17 protein-coding genes and 1 tRNA gene are annotated in these 20,955 nt (G+C 67.4%); 7 read left to right on the forward strand and 11 right to left on the reverse strand.

Going from position 1 to position 20,955, the window contains the following annotated elements:
• Positions 1–66 precede the first annotated feature (66 nt).
• Both TEF_13470 and TEF_13475 read left to right on the forward strand, forming a co-directional pair.
• On the forward strand, positions 67–1,458 hold the full coding sequence (locus TEF_13470) for a hypothetical protein (GenBank protein ID ANK83477.1): 1,392 nt from the start codon (positions 67–69) through the stop codon (positions 1,456–1,458).
• On the forward strand, positions 1,455–2,135 hold the full coding sequence (locus TEF_13475; GenBank protein ID ANK81693.1) for a hypothetical protein: 681 nt from the start codon (positions 1,455–1,457) through the stop codon (positions 2,133–2,135). The genes TEF_13470 and TEF_13475 overlap by 4 nt, the downstream gene beginning before the upstream one ends.
• 11 nt (positions 2,136–2,146) lie before the next feature.
• On the opposite strand, the gene TEF_13480 is transcribed toward TEF_13475, so the two are convergent.
• The 3 genes from TEF_13480 to TEF_13490 form a co-directional block, all read right to left on the reverse strand.
• Positions 2,147–2,686: a hypothetical protein gene (locus tag TEF_13480; GenBank protein ANK81694.1), complete on the reverse strand. Its 540-nt coding sequence runs from the start codon at positions 2,684–2,686 to the stop codon at positions 2,147–2,149.
• A 157-nt stretch (positions 2,687–2,843) separates the two neighbouring features.
• The gene (locus tag TEF_13485) at positions 2,844–3,593 is read right to left on the reverse strand and encodes a hypothetical protein (protein ANK81695.1); all 750 of its coding nucleotides are present in this window, start codon (positions 3,591–3,593) and stop codon (positions 2,844–2,846) included.
• A gap of 188 nt (positions 3,594–3,781) precedes the next feature.
• Positions 3,782–3,872 (reverse strand) — tRNA-Ser (locus tag TEF_13490).
• A 250-nt stretch (positions 3,873–4,122) separates the two neighbouring features.
• Here TEF_13490 and TEF_13495 point away from each other — a divergent pair.
• Positions 4,123–4,434, forward strand: coding sequence for a hypothetical protein (locus TEF_13495; protein ANK81696.1), 312 nt, complete (start codon positions 4,123–4,125; stop codon positions 4,432–4,434).
• Positions 4,435–4,455: 21 nt separating this feature from the next.
• On the opposite strand, the gene TEF_13500 is transcribed toward TEF_13495, so the two are convergent.
• The 4 genes from TEF_13500 to TEF_13515 form a co-directional block, all read right to left on the reverse strand.
• Positions 4,456–5,643, reverse strand: a complete 1,188-nt coding sequence (locus TEF_13500) for a hypothetical protein (GenBank protein ID ANK81697.1) — start codon at positions 5,641–5,643, stop codon at positions 4,456–4,458.
• A gap of 48 nt (positions 5,644–5,691) precedes the next feature.
• Positions 5,692–7,206, reverse strand: coding sequence for an acid--CoA ligase (locus TEF_13505; protein ID ANK81698.1), 1,515 nt, complete (start codon positions 7,204–7,206; stop codon positions 5,692–5,694).
• A 3-nt stretch (positions 7,207–7,209) separates the two neighbouring features.
• Positions 7,210–7,815: a hypothetical protein gene (locus TEF_13510; protein ANK81699.1), complete on the reverse strand. Its 606-nt coding sequence runs from the start codon at positions 7,813–7,815 to the stop codon at positions 7,210–7,212.
• A 126-nt stretch (positions 7,816–7,941) separates the two neighbouring features.
• Complete coding sequence (locus TEF_13515) at positions 7,942–9,279, reverse strand: hypothetical protein (GenBank protein ID ANK81700.1); 1,338 nt, start codon at positions 9,277–9,279, stop codon at positions 7,942–7,944.
• Between the two features lie 265 nt (positions 9,280–9,544).
• Here TEF_13515 and TEF_13520 point away from each other — a divergent pair, with 265 nt between their 5' ends.
• A complete protein-coding gene (locus TEF_13520) occupies positions 9,545–11,554 on the forward strand; it encodes a hypothetical protein (protein ANK81701.1) in 2,010 nt (669 codons plus the stop codon).
• Positions 11,551–13,278, forward strand: coding sequence for a hydantoinase (locus TEF_13525; protein ID ANK81702.1), 1,728 nt, complete (start codon positions 11,551–11,553; stop codon positions 13,276–13,278). The genes TEF_13520 and TEF_13525 overlap by 4 nt, the downstream gene beginning before the upstream one ends.
• Positions 13,279–13,280: 2 nt before the next feature.
• On the opposite strand, the gene TEF_13530 is transcribed toward TEF_13525, so the two are convergent.
• Positions 13,281–13,751, reverse strand: coding sequence for a hypothetical protein (locus tag TEF_13530; protein ID ANK81703.1), 471 nt, complete (start codon positions 13,749–13,751; stop codon positions 13,281–13,283).
• A 166-nt stretch (positions 13,752–13,917) separates the two neighbouring features.
• Here TEF_13530 and TEF_13535 point away from each other — a divergent pair, with 166 nt between their 5' ends.
• Positions 13,918–14,886 carry a hypothetical protein gene (locus tag TEF_13535; GenBank protein ID ANK81704.1) on the forward strand — a complete coding sequence of 323 codons (969 nt, stop codon included), beginning with the start codon at positions 13,918–13,920 and terminating at the stop codon, positions 14,884–14,886.
• Between the two features lie 96 nt (positions 14,887–14,982).
• On the opposite strand, the gene TEF_13540 is transcribed toward TEF_13535, so the two are convergent.
• The gene (locus tag TEF_13540; protein ANK81705.1) at positions 14,983–15,414 is read right to left on the reverse strand and encodes a peptidylprolyl isomerase; all 432 of its coding nucleotides are present in this window, start codon (positions 15,412–15,414) and stop codon (positions 14,983–14,985) included.
• A gap of 182 nt (positions 15,415–15,596) precedes the next feature.
• Positions 15,597–15,806: a cold-shock protein gene (locus TEF_13545; protein ANK81706.1), complete on the reverse strand. Its 210-nt coding sequence runs from the start codon at positions 15,804–15,806 to the stop codon at positions 15,597–15,599.
• 317 nt (positions 15,807–16,123) lie between these two features.
• On the opposite strand from TEF_13545, the gene TEF_13550 reads away from it, so the two are divergent.
• The gene (locus TEF_13550) at positions 16,124–18,091 is read left to right on the forward strand and encodes a D-alanine--D-alanine ligase (protein ID ANK81707.1); all 1,968 of its coding nucleotides are present in this window, start codon (positions 16,124–16,126) and stop codon (positions 18,089–18,091) included.
• Between the two features lie 7 nt (positions 18,092–18,098).
• On the opposite strand, the gene TEF_13555 is transcribed toward TEF_13550, so the two are convergent.
• Positions 18,099–20,903, reverse strand: coding sequence for an isoleucine--tRNA ligase (locus TEF_13555; protein ANK81708.1), 2,805 nt, complete (start codon positions 20,901–20,903; stop codon positions 18,099–18,101).
• Positions 20,904–20,955 lie beyond the last annotated feature (52 nt).

Genomic DNA, 20,955 nt, shown 5'->3' on the forward strand with positions numbered 1-20,955 from the left:
CCCAGCAGATTGCAGCCTGCCCACTTCGCCGTCCGATTCGCGGTGGTGGCGAAATATCTCGGACAGATCGTCGCCGTCGTCGCGGCGCTGACCGCCGTGCCTCTGCTGGTGTCGCTCGCCCTGGGTCGCTGGGAGACAGCCGCCTGGTACGCCGGCGTGATCGGTGCCATCCTGGCGCTGGCCCTGCCGGCGGCACGCCTGCCGGCCAGCAGCCATCTGCAGCGCAACGAGGCGCTGGTGATCTCGGCCCTGACCTTCGCGCTGCCCCCCTTCGCCCTGGCCCTGCCGCTGACGACCTACGGCCTCTCCTACTCCGACGCCGTCTTCGAAGTGATTTCGGGTGTCACCACCACGGGGCTGAGCGTCGTGGCAAACGTCGAGTCCCTGCCCTTCCCCTTCCATTTCGCGCGCGCCTGGCTGCAATGGGTCGGCGGCCTCGGCGTCGTCGTGCTCTCCGTCGCCTTTCTGCTGGAACCCGGCACGGCGACACGCCATCTCGGCTTCGAGAAGGCGGAAGTCGATGACGTCGTGGGCGGCATGCGCGCCCATGCGCGCCGGGTCCTTGCGGTCTACGCCGCCGTCACGCTCGCCGGCATTGCGCTGCTGCTGGCCACGGGACTGAGCCCGGGCGACGCAGTGCTGCACGGGCTTGCCGCCATCTCCACCGGCGGCTTCTCCAGCTACGATCAGGGCCTGGGCGCCCTGCCCGCCGGTGCGCGGGCCGCCGTCAGCGTCCTCTGTCTGGCCGGCGCCATACCGTTCTTCCTCTACTACAGCGCCAGCATGAGGCGCTGGCGGACGGTGCTGCGCGACGCGCAGCTCAGGGCGCTCATCATCATGGTCCTGATGGTGGCGGCGGCCCTGTTCGCCTTCCAGTGGGCCGCCAACCCGGCGGCGCCGCTCCGCAGCCTGGAGATCGCAGCGCTCGCCGCCATCTCGGCCCAGAGCACGGCCGGCTTCGCCGTCGCCGATTTCGCCGAATTGGACAACGCCAGCGTCGGCGTGCTGATCGGAGCAATGCTGGTCGGCGGCGGTCTCGGCTCGACGGCCGGCGGGATCAAGCTGCTGCGTCTGCTGATCCTGCTCCACTTCCTTCATCTGCTTGTGCTGCGCTGCTCCGTATCGGCATCCGCCTATGTTTCCGCCCGCATCGGCGGCCGAAAGCTGCAGGACCGGGAAATCGAGTCCGCCGCGGCCATCGCGCTGGCCTATTTCGGCGTCGCCTTCGCGTCGGTCATTGTCTTCCTCGCCCACGACCAGCCGGCCCTTCCATCGATCTTCGAAGTCGCTTCGGCTGTCGGGACCGTGGGTCTGAGCAGCGGCCTGACGGGTCCGGAGATGCCCGCCGTCCTGAAGGCGACGCTTTGCGCCGGGATGCTGATGGGGCGCGTCGAAACCATCGCCCTGATCGTGCTGCTTTTCCCCGGCACCTGGATCGGCAGGAGGTACCGTACATGAGGATCGTCATCATCGGCGCCGGCTCTCTTACCGTAGCCGCGGCCGAACAGTTCATCGAACACGGCCATGACGTGGTCATTGTCGAGAAGGACGAAGCCCGCGTCGAGACGCTGGGCGAAACCATCGATTGCAGCTTCGTCATCGGCGACGGCAGCCGTCCGTCGATCCTGAAGGAGGTCGGGCCGAGGAACACCGACTACCTCTTCTGCCTTACCGAGGACGACCAGGACAACATCATCGCCTCGCTGGTGGGGCGGAGCCTGGGCTTCGGGCGGGTCGTCACCTCCATCCGCGACATCGAGTTCGAACCGATCGTGACCGAGCTCGGGCTTGAAAGCCCGATCTTCCTCGACGCCACGATCTCGCAGCGTCTCTCGGACATGGTCCAGGGAATCGAGACCGCGGGCCTTTCAGGCGTCCTGCGCGGCGGCCTGCGCTTTTTCGCCCTGAGTGTGGGCGAGGACCAGGCCGGCCGGCTGGACGGGCTCGACCTGCCGGCCGAAGTGCGGCCCATCGCGCTGACGCGGGAAGGCGAGTCGCGGGTGGTCACCGCCGACTCGGAAGTCAGAAAGGGCGACCAGGTGCTCGTCGTCGGTCCCGAGAAACACATTCGCGAACTGCGTCGGAACTACGCCGCCAGCACCGAAGGCGACGACGACCCGGAAAGCGACGGCTGACGCCCGCGCGGTCAGTCGGGCGGGGCGTTCTCCGCGCGGACCGCACCGAACCCGGGCTCCCATTCGTAGCGGAAACTGGGCCCGATCAGCGCCACCATGTAGCGCGCATCGCCATCATCGCTGAGCAGCGGCAACAACAGACGCGTGCGGATCGACGTCGGCAGCTCGTCCCAGATCACCGCCCGTTCCACCAGGGAATAGACGCCGCCTTGCGCGACGCCGTCGAACTCGTCCCAGGCGTCATGGTCGGTGTCACCGTAGAGGTCGCTCAGCAGACAGCCGCTCAGTTCCTTCTCCGACCGCACCCGCAGGCCGGTGCCCGCCAGGCGGCAGAGATAGTCGTCCTCCAGGATCTCCCAGAGCATGATGTTGGGCAGCAGGCGCGCGGGTATGGAAAAGGGGCCGATATCGCGCTTCAGCGGCGCCGCGCGGTCGCCGCGCAACTTCAGCCAGACATCGGCGAACTCCCGCAGATCCGCCGGCAGGCGCGCCTCGGGAAGCCTGTCGATGCTGTCGCGCTCCAGATGGAGAACCTCGGTCGTATACCGCAACAACCGACGTTGCCGATGCTCGTTGGCAGACATCGCTTCATCCGATCCCAGTTACTTGTCCGGCGCTACACTTGGTCATCGGGGAAGATCACGATAGCCCGATCGTTAAGTTACTGTTTCATTTATTCGCCATTGAATGCAACGGCCTTTTGTCCCTTCAGACCGCCTGCGCCGTGCCCGTCCGCTGTTCCGAAGCGGCCGTCTCATCGGGAAACAGGGCCTGCCCCTTGGTCAGCCAGGCGAACCCGAACGCCCAGATCGCGATCGTCTCCAGCCAGGTCACCAGCGCCCTGGTGCCGATGGCCTCGCCCAGTCCCACCTCGCCGTCGATGATGATCAGGGCCAGCATCGCCACCATGACCACCGCACAGGTCCGGTAGATGCGGTTACGGCGCGCCTTCTGCCGCGGCAACCTTGCCTCGCTCGGCAGGCCCGACAGCGTGAAGCGGAAATAGGCCAGAAAGGCCAGCGTCAGGAAGAAGACGGCGGCAGCCGCGAGATGAACATAGTCGCCGGCGACGAACTGCGGCACACAGCTTGGCGGCGGCAGCCCGTCGACCGCCGCGCAGCGCGCGCCTTCGGGGAGATGGTCGGGATACCCGGTCGGAAACAGCGCGACGCCGATCGCGCCGAGGCCGGCGATCCGGCCGGGCACGCGGTCCTCCCCCTTCGGTCCGCGATAGGCGAGCAGGAACACGCCGATCGCGAACAGGGTGCCGACAAGCACCGCGTCCGCGTTGGTATAATAGTACGCGCTGATCGATGAGGGGATATCCAGACCGAACTCCAGGAAGCCCCGCACCACGACGGCCACCGGCAGGATCATTCCCAGCAGACCGACCAGCTTTCGCAGGTCGCGGTAACTCAGGAAGTACTGGCGGCTGTGCGCCGAACCGTTCTCGTCCATCGCCGTCTCTCCACGCCGGTTCCGCAGGTTTCGAATCGCGACGGTCGGGCCAGAAACCCGATCATGCCATAGTTTCCCCTGGGGAAGAATGGAGGAGCCGAACGACCGCAGGCCGGCAGGAGCCCGGCGTCGACCCGCATGCAGCCAGGGACCGCCAATTGGCGTCCGCTCGAACTGGCAAAAAAGGCTGGCGGAGAGGATGGGATTCGAACCCACGAGGGAGGATTAGTCCCTACTCCCTTAGCAGGGGAGCGCCTTCGACCACTCGGCCACCTCTCCGCCGCCGGGTATAAAGCGCGAGGGCAGGCCAACGCAACCCGCTTGGCGCAGCCCGGCCCGGCTGGCAACCGCATCCGCCGCCGAGGGCAGCTCTGTGACCTGTCGGGGACCTTGTGCGCCGGAACCGCACAGCCCGCTTCATCGCGCCCCCTGCGCCCCCATATCGACCTCCATCAAGCCTGTAGCGTACCTGTCAAGCACAGGAACAGGGCAAGAGCCGGGTCGAACCGGCCAGACATGGAGTCCGACAATGAGAAAGATCGCCACTGGACTGATCGCGGCCGCCGGAATCGTCGCGGCCGCGACCGCGGCCAACGCCCAGTTGCTGTGCGGCGAACGCGAGAACGTGGTCGAGAAGCTGTCCCGCGGCTACCAGGAGAAGCCTGTCGCCATGGGGCTGACCTCCTCCGGCGCGGTGGTCGAGATCCTTTCTTCCGGCGAGAACGGCCAGACCTGGACCATGATCGCCACCCGCCCCGACGGCGTATCCTGCGTCATGGCCACCGGCGAAAGCTGGCAGCCCGTCGAGAGCGAACTCGCCATGAACGAGGAATCCCTGTAACGCCGGGGGCCGCCGCGGCTGTCAGGAACGCCGCTGTTCCAGCGCGATGCCGGCGGCGTAGAGCTTGTCGATGGCCTCCTCGTCCAGACCCGCTTCCCTGAGGATGTCGCGGCCCTGCTCGCCGAAGCCGGGCGGAATGCGCCGCACCTGGCCCGGCGTACGGGACAGCTTCACCGGGATGCCCGTGCCGGTATAGGGGCCGCTCCGGACCACCATCTCCCGCGCCACCGTGTGCGGGTGTTCGGCGACATCGGGGACCGTGAGCGCCGCGCCCGCGGGCACCCCGTTGCGCATCAGCGTCGTCGCCAGTTCCTCGCCGTCCCATTCGGCGATCAGCGGTATCAGGATGGCATTCAGCGTCTCGCGATGGCCGGAACGCTCCGCGTTGTTGCCGAAGCGCGGATCGCCGGCCACCTCGGGCCGGCCCAGCACGTCCATCAGGCGGCGGAACTGCCGGTCATTGCCAACCGCCAGAAAGACGTCGCGCCCCTTCGTCCTGTAGAGGTCGTAGGGAAAGACGTTGGGATGGCCGTTGCCGGTCAGCTTCGGCGCGTTGCCGGACTGGTAGAAATTCGGCGCATGCGGGTGCTGCAGCGCAAAACCGCAGTCGTAGAGCGTCGCCTCGATGAACTGGCCCCGGCCGGAGCGTTCGCGCTCGTAGAGTGCGGAGAGGATGCCGATGGCGGCATAGAGACCGGTGCCGAGATCCACCAGCGGAATGCCGAGGCGCATCGCCCCCGATTCGGGCGAGCCGTTGACCGACAGCAGCCCGGCCCAGGCCTGGATCGCGGCATCATAGCCCGGCTGGCCGCCGAAAGGGCCATTGCCGCCGAATCCGGAGATCTGGCAATGCACCAGTTTCGGAAAGCGCTCGGCCAGCACCTCGCGGTAGCCGAGCCCCCATTTCTCGAGGCTGCCCGGCTTGAAGTTCTCGATCAGGACATCGGCGCCTTCCAGCAGGGTGAACAGCACCTCCCGCCCCTCCGGCTTGCCGAGATCGAGGCCGAGTGAGCGCTTGTTGCGGTTGACGCCGGAGAAATAGGCCGAGAGACCGGCCTTGAACGGCGGGCCCCAGTCTCGGGTCTCGTCGCCCTGCGGCGGTTCCAGCTTGATCACGTCCGCGCCGTGATCGGCCAGGATCTGGGTGCAGTAGGGTCCGCCCAGCACGCGGGTCAGGTCGATGACTTTCAGGCCGTCCAGCGCGCCCATGCGTTCCTCCAGCGTTCGATGTTCCGTCGGCCCCGGATGGCCGCGCCGTCAGTCCCGCGGCAGTTGGTGCTTGGTGACCTTGCCGGTGGCGTTGTGCGGCAGCTCGTCCATGAAGCGGACCGACTTCGGCACCTTGAACTTCGCCAGGTTGTCGCGGCAATGGCCGATGATCGCGTCCTCGGTCAGGTTCGAACCCTGCCGGGTGACCACGAAGGCGCGTCCTACCTCCCCCCAGCGGTCGTCCGCCACCCCGATCACCGCGGTCTCGGCGACGCCGTCCAACCCGTAGATCACGTTCTCGATCTCGGCCGGATAGACGTTCTCGCCGCCGGAGATGAACATGTCCTTGTAGCGGTCGACGATGGTGACGAAGCCTTCCTCGTCCATGCAGGCGGCGTCGCCGGTATGGAACCAGCCGTCGGTGAACTCGGTCGCGTTGGCGTCCGGCCGGTTCCAGTAGCCCGGCGTGATCGTCGGCCCCTTGATCCAGAGTTCGCCGTTGACGCCGGCGGGGACGTCCCGGCCCTGCTCGTCGACGACGCGCACCGAGGTATGCATCACCGCCTGCCCGGCCGAGCCGATCTTCTCCATGGCCCGATGCCTGGGCAGAAGCGTGCCCAGCGTGCAGGTCTCGGTCATGCCCCAACCGTTCTGCAAGATGATGTCCCGCTCGGCATAGGTCTCCAGCAGGCTCTGCGGGCAGGCCGCGCCGCCGATGCCGAGGCAGACGATGCGCGAGAGGTCGGCGTCCGCGAATTCCTCCAGCTGGGAGGCGAAGAGAAAGTTTGTGGGCACGCCGAAGGCGTGGCTGACGCCCAGCTCCGGATCCGACAGCACGTTCAGGAAGTGCAGCGGATCGAAGGTGCGCATCACGACGTTGGTGGCGCCGATGTGGAAGTTCGGATTGGCGAAGAGTTGCAGACCGCCGACGTGAAAGAGCGGCAGGAAGACCAGCCCGACCGAGCGGCAGGTCAGCTCGCACTTCATCGCCGCGTTCACGGCGTTGAAGAAGGCCTGGCCATGGGTGATGCGCGCGCCCTTCGGCCGCCCCGTGGTGCCGGAGGTGTAGACCAGCGCCCAGGTGTCATCGTGGACCAGCGGCTCGATCGGGCACTTGCCGCGGGTGGCCGCGAGCCCCTTTTCGTAGTCGCTGGGTTCGCCGTCGGCGCACTGGACCAGATGCGGCGTGCCGACCGTCTTCGCGACCACGCGGGCGGCATCCATGAACTCGGCGCCGGCGATCAGCGCCTTCGGGTCGGCGTCGCCGACGATGAATTCCAGCTCCGGTACAGCGAGGCGCCAGTTCAGCGGCAGGAAGATCGCACCGATCCGCCGGCAGGCGAACTCCACCTCGAAATGGTCCGACGAGTTGTGGGCGAGCATCGCCACCCTGTCGCCCTTGCCGACGCCCAGGCCGTCGCGCAGGTAGAGCGCGCAGGCGTCCACCCTGGCGTCGAAGTCCCGGTAGGTCTGCCGCCGCCCGGAATACAGGTCGATGACGGCCATCGCCTCGGGCGTCACCCCGGCGTGGTGGGAAATCCAGTCATAGACGGGCAGGGTCATCGGTCAGGCTCCAACGCTGGCGCGCAGCATGTTCATGACCAGTTCGAGCATGTTGGCCCGCACCTCGGCGTCGGAAAGCCGCCCGCCGGGCCGGTGCCATGTGTACATCCAGGAGATCATGCCACCGAGCGCCAGCGTCGCCATGCCCACGTCGCGCACGCGGAACTGGCCCTTGTCGACCCCTTCCTGGATGAGCGCCGCCAGCTTCGTGTCGAACTCCGCACGCATGTCGTCGATCTTCCGGGCCGATTCCTCGGGAACGTACTGCTGTTCGCGGAAGTAGACGGCGACATTGGCGCGATGGTCGATCAGCACCTGCACGAATTCCTCGACGGCGTCGGCCAGACGCATCTTCGGATCGCCCTCGCGGTCATGCGCCCTGGTGATCGCTTCCAGCGACCTGGCCGTGCCGCGCTCGGAAATCTCGCCCAGCAGCGCCGCCTTGTTCTCGAAGTGGGAGTAGATGAAGGGCTTGGTGACCTCCAAACGCTTGGCCACGGCGTCGAGCGTCGTCCCCTGGTAGCCTCTCTCGAAGAAGAGCTGGCGCGCCTCTTCCAGAATACGCTCGCGCTTCAGCCGCGCGATCTCCTCCCGCATCGCGGACCGCATTCGCAATCTCCCCGCCTCTGACGGCTTTGCGCCGTCCTTCTTGAACAATCCGCCCCCACTCACCCTCGGCGGCAACGAAGTAGGCCCGGATACTAACAGGTACGTCCCGAAACCGAACCCCGTTCTTTACGAATTCGTGTCGTAGAGCCCCTCGTCCCGCATGGCGCGGTAGGCGGACACCGTCGTCTCGGCCAGCCGCTCGATGTCCCCGTCCGTGGTTGCCGTGGACAGACATCCCAGCCCATAGCCTGAGGCGAAAATCCCGCCGCCGATCAGGTGGCGGTGCAGTGCGGGGATCCGTTCCGCCTCCTGCCCCTGCGGATAGGCGTCGCGATAGGTCTCCATCCGCCGACCGTGGAGATGCAGGCGGAACAGCGACCCCCCGCCGGTCACCTGCCCCGGCACGTTGGCGATACGGATCGCCTCGCGCAGCATCTCCCGGCAACGCTCGCCCTTCGCGTTCAGCGCCTCGACGGCTTCCTGCGTCCAGTCGGCCATGGCCGCGCGGCCCGCCGCCATGGTCATGGGGTTGGCGTTGAAGGTGCCGCCATGCGGCAGAGGGGCCTTGGCGCCGCTGACCTCGAAGACGCTCATGTGCTCCCGGTCGCCGGCGACGGCGCCGACCGCCAGACCGCCGCCGATGATCTTGCCCAGCGCCGTGAAATCCGGACGAATGCCCATCAGCGACTGGGTGCCGCCGAGAGCCTGGCGGAAGGCGATCACCTCGTCGAAGATCAGCAGCGCGCCGGTGCGGGCGCGGAATCGGGTCAGCACGTCAAGAAAGGCCTGACTGGGCGGCAACAGGCCGATCTGCGTCGACACCGGATCGAACAGGATGCCGGCCAGTTCGTCGGCGTATTCGTTCAGGATCGCCTCCGCCCGCTCCGGGTCGTTGAACGGAATGACGACCACGTCCGAAAGGACGCCCTGCGGCGTGCCGCGGCTGTAGGCCACGCTCCGGGGCTTCTCGGCGGCGCCCCAGCTCTCCGGACCGGCGCCCAGGCTCACCTCGGCGAAGTCGTAGGAGCCGTGATAGGCGCCCTCGCATTTGGCGATGCGGGGACGCCCGGTATAGGCCCGCGCCGCCTTGATCGCGTTCATCACCGCTTCCGAGCCCGAGTTGCAGAACCGGATCATGTCCCAGCCCTCGACCCGCGCCGTCAGCGTCTCGGCCAGTTCGATCTCCGCTTCCGTGGCGAAGGAGAACGCGGTGCCGCGCGCCGCCTGTTCCTGCAGCGCGGCGACGACGCCCGCATGGGCGTGGCCGTGGATCAGGGAGGTGAAATTGTTGTTGAAGTCGATCAGTTCGTTGCCGTCGACATCGACCACCTTCGAGCCATGGCCTTCCTTCACGTAGATCGCGTGCGGCGTGAGACGTGTCGTGGAGCGGCTGCCGCCGTCGGGCAACACCTGCATGGCGCGCTGGGTCAGCTTCGCGGAGCGCGATTCGGGATCGGGAAACATGGCGGCGACCTCCCCTGTTGCCACGGTCGAGCACGGCAGTTGCAGCCGTCTCGGCCCGCCCCGGGACTCGATCCCGGGGCGGGCCGACATTGCCGCATTACTGCGTTCCGGGATCAAGTCCCGCAACGACAGAAGGCACTGCATTGAAGTCGGGGCGGCCGCGCGCGACACTGCCGGCCACGCGAGGGGGAGGACAGGCTTGAAGGACGACAGCATTCGACCGCCATGGCGCATCGGCGTCGATGTCGGCGGCACGTTCACGGACATGGCGCTCGTGGACGCCGCGGGCGCGCTGCGCGTCTTCAAGTCGCCCTCGGTGCCGAGCGACCCGGCCGCCGGCGTCATCGGCGTGCTGGAACACGCCGCCGGGGAACTTGGCGCGCCGCTGGGAGAACTGCTCGCCGGCTGCCGCCTGTTCGTCCACGGCTCCACCATCGCCACCAACACGATCCTGGAAAGGAAGGGCGCCCGCATCGGCATGATCGTCAGCGACGGGCTGCGCGACGCCCTGGAGATCCGCCGCGGCTTCCGCGCCGACCAGTGGGACCACCGCGCGCCAAACCCGCCGGTGCTGGCGCCGCGCTTTCTCCGGCGTCCGGTCAAGGCGCGGCTCGACAAGGACGGCCGCGTCGACACGCCCCTGGACGAGGACGATGTCGGGGCCGCCGCCGAGGTCTTCGCGCGCGAAGGCGTGGAGAGCGTCGCCGTCTGCCTGCACAACGCCTATGCCGACGGCGTCCAGGAGCGGCGGGTCGCGGAACTGCTCGCCGACCGCTGGAGCGGCGAGCGGATGTCGCTCTCCCACGTGGTCAACCCGGTGGTGGGCGAATACGAACGCGGCTCGACGGTCGCCATGAATGCCTATGTAGCCCCGAAAGTCGTCGGCTACCTGCAGCGCCTCAACGACCGCCTGCTGGATCTCGGGCTGCCGAACCCGATCCTGCTGGTGCAGTCGAACGGCGGCGTCGTATCCGTCCGGGAAGCGGCGGAACGTCCCGTCAATCTGACACTTTCCGGACCCGCGGCCGGCGTGGGCGCGCTGAAGCTCTACCGACAGCTCACGGGTCTCGATGACCTGGTGGCCATGGAAATCGGCGGCACCAGTTGCGACGTCACCCTGATGGCGGGCGGCGAGGCCCCGGTTTCCGACCAGCTCGAGATCGACGGCTATCACCTGGCGACGCCCGCAATCGACATTCACACCGTCGGCGCGGGCGGCGGGACGCTGGCCGGCGTCGACACCGGCGGCATGCTCCGCGTGGGCCCGGAAGGCGCCGGCGCGGACCCCGGACCCGCGGCCTACGGAAAGGGCAACGACCGGCCAACGGCGACCGATGCGCATCTGGCGCTGGGCCGGCTGCGCCCCGGGCCGATGGGCGGCGGCGCGGTCTCCCTCGACCCCGACCGCGCCCGGCGCGCCATCGAGACCCATGTCGCGAAGCCCCTCGGCCTGTCGATCGAGGACGCGGCGATCGGCATCCTTCGCCTGCTGGAGCAGAACCTGCTGCACGCGGTCGAGCGGCTGTCGGTCGAGCGCGGCTACGATCCCAAGGCGTTCACGCTCGTCGCCGCCGGCGGCGCGGGCCCGATGCACGGCGCGGCAGTGGCCAGGACGCTGGGCTGCCGACGGGTCTTCGCGCCGCAGCAGGCCGGCGCGTTCTGTGCGCTCGGCATGCTCTGGTCGGACGTTCGTCTGGACTCGCTCAGGGTCATGGACGGCGATCTGGATGCCACGCCGGACGCCGAACTGGAGGCAGGTTTCGCGCCGCTGCTGGAGGAGGGCCGCGCCGCACTGGCCAGGGAAGGCTTCGAGGGCGCGGCGGCGGATCTCCAGCGCGTGCTCGACCTCCGCTACAAGGGCCAGCAATGGTCTCTGCGCACCGCCATCGACGGCTTCGACCGCGCTGCGATCCGGCGCGCCTTCGAGGCCGATCACGAACGCCGCTTCGGCCATATCCAGCCCGGCGGCACGATCCTGATCACGGCGCTGCGGCTGGTCGCGACGGGCCGCATCGACCGTCAGCCGCCCGCCCCGGCGTCAGGCGCTGCGGACGCCGTTCCGGCGCCGATCGACCACCGGCGGTGTTTCGTCGACGCCCGCACGAGCTGGCAGGAAGTCCCCGTCTACCGCGCCGAAGACATGACGCCCGGCTCGACGATCGAAGGTCCGCTGATCATCGAGGCGCCCACCACCACCATCCTGGCCGGCGACGGCGACCGCGTCAGTGTCGACACCCATGGCCACTACATGATCGAGATCGGAGAGAACCGATGAGCATCGATCCCGTCACGCTCGCGCTGGTGCAGAACCGGCTGGATCACATCTCCCGCCAGATGGGCTTCGTCATGACCCGCACGGCGCGCAGCCCGATCTTCAACCAGAGCCACGACTTCTCCTGCTTCATCGCGGACGCCGCCGGCACGCTGATCAGCCAGGCCGACGGGATCCCGATCCACACCGGCGGCGGCGGCTTCACCGTGCGGGCGCTGATCGAGGCGTTCGAGGGGCGCATCCGCCCCGATGATGTCTTTCTCTCCAACGACCCCTATGTCGCCGGCGGCAACCACCTGCCCGACTGGGTGATTTCCCGGCCGGTCTTCGTCGAAGGCGAACTGGCGGCCTGGGCCTGCAATCGGGCCCACCAGTCCGACATCGGCGGCGGGGCCGCCGGCACCTACAACCCGGAAGCGACGGAGATCTTCCACGAGGGGCTGCGCCTGCCCCCGCTCCGGCTGATCGAGAAGGGCGAGACCCGCGACGATCTCTGGCAGCTTCTGCTGCTCAACAGCCGCACGCCAGAACTGATGGACGGCGACCTGCGCGCCATGATCGGCTCAACGCGGATCGGTGCGGAGCGGATCGAGGAACTGCTGCGCGACCTGGGCCGGGCCGAGGGCGCGGGCTATTTCGATGCGCTGCTCGACTATGCCGACATGCGTTTCCGGGAGGCCTGCGCCGAAATTCCGCCCGGCCGCTACGAGGCCGAGGAGATCACCGACAACGACTGCTTCGAGAAGCGCGACATCCATATCCGCGTCCGCATCGACCGGACGGCCGACGGGCTGACCGTCGACTTCACCGGCACCGACCCGCAGATGAAGGGGTTCAAGAACTCCTCGATCGCCAACACCTACTCCGCGGTCTACATGGCCCTTTCCTCCTTTTTCGATCCCGATCTGCCGCGCAACGAAGGCGCCTTCCGCTCGGTGAAGATCGTCGCGCCGCTGGGCACGGTGGTGAACCCGCGCCCGCCGGCGCCGATGACCATGTGCACGGTCTTCGTCGCGCACGAAATCGTCCACGCCATCTGGAAGGCGCTGGGCGACGCCGTGCCGTCCCGGGCCTGCGCCGGATGGGGCAAGACCATCCACAACATCACCTCGGGCCGGGCGGCGGGCAGCGCCGAGCCCTTCGTGATGTACAACTGGGCCGCCAACGCCGCCGGCGGCGCGGTCCGGGGCCGGGACGGATTCAACCAGATCGGCCTGCTGATCGCACTGGGCGGGCTGCACCTGCCCAATGCCGAGACCTACGAACGGATCTATCCGGTGCGCATCCTGCAGCAGGAATTCCGCACCGACGGCGGCGGCGCCGGCGAATTCCGTGGCGGCACCGGCGTGGACTACCGCGTCGAGACCCTGACCGAGGCGACCTACTCCTTCCGGGGCGAGGGAATCGGCCAGGTCTCCGGTTTCGGCATCAAGGGCGGCGGCGGCGGACTGACCGGCTCGATGACCCTCCATCCTGCCGGGGCTGAGGATTTCGAGGCGCCGCAATACGGCGTGCGCCACTTCCCGCCGGCCCTGCTGGAAGCCCACTCACCCGGCGGCGGCGGCTATGGCGATCCGCGGACGCGGTCCGTCGAGGCGGTGCTGCGCGACGTGATGGACGGCGTGGTCAGCCCGGAAGCGGCCGAGCGGGCCTATGGCGTCGCCATCGCACCGGACGGCCGCTCGGTCGACGCCCGGCGGACCTCCGAACTTCGCGGCGCGGCCTGACCTCAGTCGTCCTCGAAGATCTGGAACGGCGTGCGCATGCGGACGCCCCAGTACTCGTAGATCAGGTAGTAGCGCTGGCCGACCGCCAGATCGTTGGATCGCAGCATGATCGAGTTGCCGCCCTTCAGCGTGCCGCCGGCCTCGATCACGGTTTCCACGGTCTCGCCCTTGCAGTCCGGTTCGACGCCGTAGAGCACCGGGTCGTTGTTCGGCAGGGCGATGATCCAGTTGTGGACGGCGCAATCCGCCGGCGCGCGCAGGATCAGATCCTCCGCGCCGGTATTGGTGATGGCGAGATCGACATGCATGCGCGCCGACGCGCCGCCCTGGGGCAGACGGATCCGGCGCTCGACCGAAATCTCGCCGGTCAGGAATTCGTCGGTTTCGGCGACCCGGGCCGCCCTGGCGTCTGTCATGGCGGCCGTGGCAACGGCGAGACCGAGCAGGCAGGGTGCAAGAAGGCGACGGATCATGACGTGCTCCACGGGTGTGTCGGTTTCGTCCTGAAGTGTGGGGAGGCGGCGCGTTGCCGGCAAGTGACCGCCGCAACCATTGCCGCAGTATTGCGGCCCGAAGCCCCAGACGGCACTCTCGCCGCGCATCGGTTCCGACATGGAGGGGGAGCGCGTGACCCGACTATTGCTGCTCGCGGGCAAGCAGAGCATGAAGAAGGCCAATTTTCTGGCCGGACACCTTGAGACCGACTGGCGCATCGAAGCCTGCGATCCGGCCGCGGACCGGGCGGCTTTCGAGCGGCTGGCGCCGGAGGCAGAGGCCATCGTGGGCGGCTACATCGCCCGGCCGTGGCCGGCGACGCCCAGACTGAAGCTCTACCAGATACCCTTCACCGGCCATGATTTCCTGGAACCGGAGGTTCTCCCCGCGGGCTGCCGCGTCTGCAACACCTACGAACACGAAACCTCGATCGCGGAGTACATCCTGCTGGCCATGCTGGAATGGGAAATCGGCCTGTCGAAGACCGCCGCCCGGTTCCGCGAGAGAAGCTGGGACGGCAAGGGCCCCGCCGAGGGACCGGTGCATGGCGAGGTGCGCGGCAAGACCGTTGGCATCGTGGGTTACGGCCATATCGGGCGCGAGGTCGCGATCCGCGCCCGCGCTTTCGGCATGAACGTGATCGGCATCGGCCGGCGCAAGCAGCCGACGCCGGACCTTCTCGACTGGTACGGCACGACCATGGAGATCGACCGGCTGATGGCGGAGGCGGACTACGTGGTCGTCGCCTGCCCGCTGAACGAAGCCACGCGGGGCCTGCTCGACGCCGACCGCCTTGGCGCGATGAAGCCGACAGGAGTTGTCATCAATGTCGGACGGGGCGCCATCATCGACGAGGACGCGATCTACGACGCCCTGAAGAACGGCCGTATCGGCGGCGCGGTCATCGACGTGTGGTGGCGCTACCCCGGGCGGGACGAGCCGAATCCCCGGCCCTCGCGCCATCCCTTGCACGAACTCGACAACGTCATCATGACGCCGCACAACTCCGGCTGGACGCAGGAGCAGATCGACCGCCGCTGGGTCTTCGTCGCCTCGAACCTGGACAGGATCGCCCGCGGCGAGACGCCGGAGAACGTGGTCATGACGATCTGAACGGGCGCACGGCTCCCGGCCCGGCGCGGTACGGCCACCGCGCCGGCGCATCGTCGGAACCGGAATGGCGGGGGGCGGCCGAAGCCGCCCCGCCCCTCACTTGACGATTTCGACGACCTTCACGTCGAAAGTCAGATCCTGGCCGGCCAGCGGATGGTTGGCGTCCAGGGTGACGGTGCTGTCGTCGAAATCGGCGACGGTCAGCGCGATCACCTGGCCCTGACGGTCCGTGGCCTGGAGCTGCGCGCCGACCTGCAGGTCGATCTCGTCGGGCACCTGTTCCCGGTCCACCTTGTGCAGCAGGTTCGGATCGTGCGGGCCATAGCCTTCCTCGGGCGGAACGGTGACGGTCCTGGAGTCGCCTTCCTCCATGCCCACGACGGCATTCTCGAAGCCGGAAATCACCTGGCCGGATCCCACCGTGAGCTCGATCGGCTCGCGGTCGAGGGAACTGTCGAACTTGCGACCGTCCTCCAGAGATCCTTCATAGTGCACTCGGACGGTATCGCCGGTCTTTACCTCAGCCATGTGCGATGCCCTTTCCTTGGTAGTTGCGCCGGCTGGGAAGCCCGGTCCCGCTATCGCCGGAAAAAGCCAACGGCACATCTCGTTCCTGCGGGATTGAGACGTGCCGTTCAGCCAGTTCAGAGATTTCGCGGGATGGTCGGCGGGGACCGCCGGCATCGTCCCCTGGTCGTGTCAGTCGACGATCAGTCGATCACCTTCAGATCCTGTGCGGACATTCGGTTGTCACGGCCCTTCGCGAGTTCGTACTCAAGCTTCTGACCGTCACGAAGACCATCGAGGCCCGCGCGCTCGGCAGCGGAGATGTGCACGAACACATCCTGCGACCCGTCTTCCGGAGCAATGAAGCCATAGCCCTTGACGGTGTTGAACCATTTCACAGTTCCGATCGGCATAGTCAGTTCACCCAGTCTCATGGATCACCGGAAAACAGCTCCGGCGTTTGGTCAGTTCTTTCAGGAACATCGACGAGTAGTCTGGCTCATGCATGTGGCAGGTCCATTACCCGGCGAGAGGTTCGTGCCAAAACCTTCTAAAACCTAGGCGACGCAAGGCTGTTGTCAATGCCGGACTACGTCGGACGCATGAATCCGCAGCGTCTGTCACAACCGCTTGCAAGCCGGAAAAAACGGCGTATATGGCGCCATCAAGCTGCACGGATCCACAGACGCTCACGGCAGCGAAACCGTTTGAGCGCAAGGAGAGACCGTCCGTGTCCAGCTCCCCTACCCGCCGTGGCGTCACGGCGAAATCCCCTTCGCAGCCTCAGGGCCGCGGCGCGCGCGCGCGGACCTTTCTCGGCCCGATCGCGGACCTGGAAAGCCATCTCCCCGCCGAGTGGTGGCGCGACCTTTTCGACGACATCTATCTGAAGACCGACGGCGACGTGGTGGAGAACGCAGCCGCCACGACCGCCGAGATCGACCTGCTGCTCTCGGCCACCGGCGTCGGCGTCTCGGACCGCGTGCTCGATCTGTGCTGCGGCCAGGGCCGCCACGCCATCGAGCTGGCCCGGCGCGGCTTCCGCCATGTCACGGGCGTCGACCGCTCCCATTACCTGATCCGTCTGGCGCGCCAGCGCGCCGAGGCAGCCGCGCTGCCGATCCAGTTTCGGGAGGGCGATGCGCGCCAGCTTCGTGTGGCCGAGATGAGCCAGGACCTGGTGATGCTGATGGGCAATTCCTTCGGCTACTTCGCCAGCGAGGATGACGACCTGAAAGTGCTGAAGCGCGCGCTGCGCGCCCTGGCACCCGGCGGGCGCGTCTATCTGGACCTCACGGACGGCGACTGGATTCGGGAGCACTTCGAGAAGCGCTCCTGGGAATGGATCGACCAGAACCATTTCGTCTGCCGCGAGCGCGGCCTTTCCGCCGACGGCAGCCGGCTGATCAGCCGCGAGGTGGTGGTCCACGACGAACGCGGCGTGCTTGCCGACCAGTTCTACGCCGAACGGCTCTACAACCGCGCCGGCATCGCCGCGCTGCTGGAAAGGGCGGGTTTCGGCGACGTCCGCTTTCACGGCCGCCTGTCGGGCAGTTCGGAGCGCAATCAGGACCTCGGCATGATGGCCCACCGGGAGATCGTCACGGCGATCGCGCCGCGGCGGCAACCGACCCGGCGCAAGCGCGACCGGGCGCTGGAGGTCGCGGTCCTGCTCGGCGATCCCGCCCTGCCGGATTCGGTGAAGTTGAACGGGCAGTTCAATGCCGAGGACTTCGCAACCGTCGACCGGCTGAAGAATGCGCTGGCGGAGCTGGAGGGCTACCGCTTCAGCTATCTGGACAACCACGCCGCCTTCGACACCGCGCTGGAGGCCGCCCATTGCGACCTGGTGCTGAACCTGTGCGACGAGGGCTGGAACAACGACGCCTTCCAGGAACTGCACGTCCCGGCGCGCCTCGATCTGCTGAAGCTGCCCTATACGGGAGCGGGTCCGGCCTGTCTCGCCGCCTGCTACGACAAGGCGCTGGTGCGCGCGGTCGCGGCCTCTCTCGATATCCCGGTGCCGGCGGAGACCTATCTCAGGCCGGGGGATCAGGCCGCCAATCTGCCCGGCATCTTCCCGGCGATCCTGAAACCCAATTTCGGCGACAGTTCCATCGGCATCACCAAGGACGCCATCGTCCACGACACCACGGGCCTGATCCAGCGCCTCGACACGCTGAAGCGGGAGTTCGGCGAACGTCCCATTCTCATCCAGGAGTTCCTGACGGGAGCCGAATACACCGTCGGCCTGATCGGCAACCCGGGCGGGGAGTTCCATGTCCTGCCCGTGCTGGAAGTCGACTACGGGCGCCTCGACCAGGGTCTGCCGCGGATTCTGGGCTATGAATCGAAGTACGAGCCCGACTCGCCCTACTGGAACGACATCCGCTATGTGGGCGCGCGGCTTTCCGCCGACGACCAGCGTGCGCTGGTGAGCCATGCCAGCCGGCTGTTCGACCGGCTGGGCTGCCGCGACTATGCCCGCTTCGACTTCCGCGCCGATGCGGCCGGCCAGATCCGGCTGCTGGAGGTGAATCCCAATCCGGGCTGGTGCTGGGACGGAAAGATGAACCTCGCCGCGGGCCTGGAGGGGCTGCGCTATTCGGAGTTCCTCGCCCGCATCCTGGAGGCGGCCTGCCAGCGGCTGGGGATCGAAGCCGTCGAGCCCCGGCAGACCAGGGCGCGCCGGGCCTGAAGCCGGTTCAGGCGGCGGCGGCGTCGTGGACGGCCACGGCGTCGCTGCAGCGGTTGCACAGCGCACCCTCCTCGGGCACTTCCTCCAGCACCATCCAGCAGCGCCCGCACTTGGCACCGGTGGCCCGGCGCGGGCTCACGGCCACGCCGTCGACGTCTTCCAGGCGGAAGGCGTCGGCCGGCGCGGGTTCGGTGGAAACCGCCGCGCCCGAGGTGATGAACAGGCCCGCCATGTCCAGACCCTCCAGCTTCGACGCGTCGTCCGCGGACAGGTAGACGACCGGCGAGGCCTGCAGGCTGGCACCGATGCGCTTCTCGCGCCGCTCCACCTCCAGCGCGCCGGTGACGACCCGGCGGATCTCGAAGATGCGGTTCCACTTCTCCGCCAGCGTGTCGTCCAGCCAGCCGGACGGCGCCTCGGGGAACAGCTTCAGGTGAACGCTGTCGTTCTCGTCCGGATAGCGCGACTGCCAGGCTTCCTCGGCGGTGAAGGCGAGGATCGGCGCGAACCAGGTCACCAGGCAGTGATAGAGCCGGTCGAGCACCGTGCGCGTCGCGCGGCGGCGGATCGAATCCGGACGGTCGCAATAGAGCACGTCCTTGCGGATGTCGAAGTAGAACGACGACAGCTCGATGGCGCAGAAATTGTGCAGCGCGACGAAGACATCGTGGAAGTCGTAGACCGCCAGCGCCTCCCGCACCGTCCGGTCCATCACCGCCAGGCGATGCAGCAGGTAGCGGTCCAGTTCCGGCATCTCCGCCGGGTCCAGACGCTCGCTCTCCTCGAAGTCATGCAGATTGCCCAGCAGGAAGCGCAGCGTGTTGCGCAGCCGGCGGTAGGAATCGGCGGTCGCCTTCAGGATGCCGGGGCCGAACCGCAGATCCTCGGTATAGTCGGCGGCGGCCACCCAGAGCCGCAGGATATCGGCGCCGTACTGGCCGAACACGTCCTTCGGCCCCAGCGCGTTGCCGGACGACTTCGACATCTTCTCGGCCTTCTCGTCGAGGATGAAGCCGTGGGTCAGCACCGCGTCATAGGGCGCGCGGCCGCGCGTGCCGCAGCTTTCCAGCAGCGACGAATGGAACCAGCCGCGATGCTGGTCCGTGCCCTCCAGATAAAGGTCGGCGGGCCATTTCAGGTCGTCGCGCATCTCCAGGCAGAAGGCGTGCGTGGTGCCTGAATCGAACCAGACGTCCAGGATGTCGCTGGCCTTCTCGTAGTCGTCGGCGCTGTAGTCGTCGCCTAGGAAGAAGGCGGCGTCATTGCCGAACCAGGCGTCGCAGCCTTCGGCCTGGATCGCCTCGAGGATCCTTTCGTTGACCCTTTCGTCGCGCAGCGGCTCGCCGGTGCGCTTGTCGACGAAGACGGTGATCGGCACGCCCCAGACGCGCTGGCGCGAGAGCAGCCAGTCAGGACGGTTCTCGATCATCCCGTTCAGCCGGCGCTGGCCGGATTTCGGATAGAACGCCGTTTCCGAGATCGCCTTCAGCGCCTTCTCCCGGATGCCGGTCTTCTCCATGGAGATGAACCACTGCGGCGCGTTGCGGAAGATCAGCGGCGCCTTGGAGCGCCAGCTGTGCGGATAGGAGTGGGTGATCTTGCCGTGCGCCAGCAGGCCGCCATGCCCGGTCAGCGTCTCGATCATCGGACCGTCGACCTTGAAGACATGCATTCCGGCGAAGTGCGGCACATGCGGATAGTAGAGACCATCTTCGGCAACGGTATCAGGCACTTCGACGCCGTTTTCGACACCCAGATCGAAGTCCTCCGCGCCGTGGCCCGGTGCGATGTGGACGAACCCCGTGCCCTGGTCGGTGGTGACGTAGTCCGCCGGCAGCAGCCGGTCCTCGTAGGTGTAGCCCAGATCGCTCAGCGGATGGCGGCAGACGGTGCCGGCCGGCTTCGTGACCTCTGCCACCTTCGTCCAGCTCTCGATGCCGGCGGCCTCGCGCACGCTCTCCGCCAGCGCGTCGGCCAGCGCCAGCTTCTCGCCCGCCTTCGCCAGCGAGCCTTCCGCCACGGCCTCCACCTGGTAGACGCCGTAATCGATCTCCTCGCCATAGGCGAGCGCGCGGTTGCCCGGGATCGTCCAGGGCGTGGTGGTCCAGATCACGATCGAGGCGCCTTCCAGCGCCGGATCCTCGGTCCGGATGACGGGAAAGCGCACCCAGATCGTCGTCGAGGTGTGGTCGTGGTACTCGATCTCCGCCTCGGCCAAGCTGGTCTTCTCGACCACTGACCACATCACCGCCTTGGAGCCCTTGTAGAGACTGCCGTCCATCAGGAACTTGAGCAGTTCGGCCACGGTGACGGCCTCGGACTTGTAGTCCATCGTCAGATAGGGCCGCTCCCAGTCGCCGAAGACGCCGAGGCGCTTGAAGCCCTCGCGCTGCACGTCGATCCAGTGATCGGCGAACTCGCGGCATTCGCGGCGGAACTCGTTGACCGGCACCTCGTCCTTGTTGCGGCCGGCCTTGCGGTACTTCTCCTCGATCTTCCACTCGATGGGCAGGCCGTGACAGTCCCAGCCGGGGACGTAGTTGGCGTCATAGCCCATCATCTGCCGTGAGCGGTTGATGACGTCCTTCAGCACCTTATTGAGGACGTGGCCCATGTGGATGTCGCCATTGGCGTAGGGCGGGCCGTCGTGGAGGATGAACTTCTCGCGGCCCTTCGAGCTCTCGCGCAGCTTCTTCCAGATCTCCATCCGCTCCCAGCGCTCGAGCATCTCCGGCTCCTTCTGGGGCAGGCCGGCACGCATGGGGAAGTCGGTCTTCGGCAGGAAGACGGTGTCTTTGTAGTCTCGGGTCATGATCGGAGCCCCTGGCTCAATATCGGCAATACGGATCGGAAAAGGCGGCGGT

The organism is Rhizobiales bacterium NRL2 (assembly GCA_001664005.1).
Taxonomy (GTDB): domain Bacteria; phylum Pseudomonadota; class Alphaproteobacteria; order Minwuiales; family Minwuiaceae; genus Minwuia.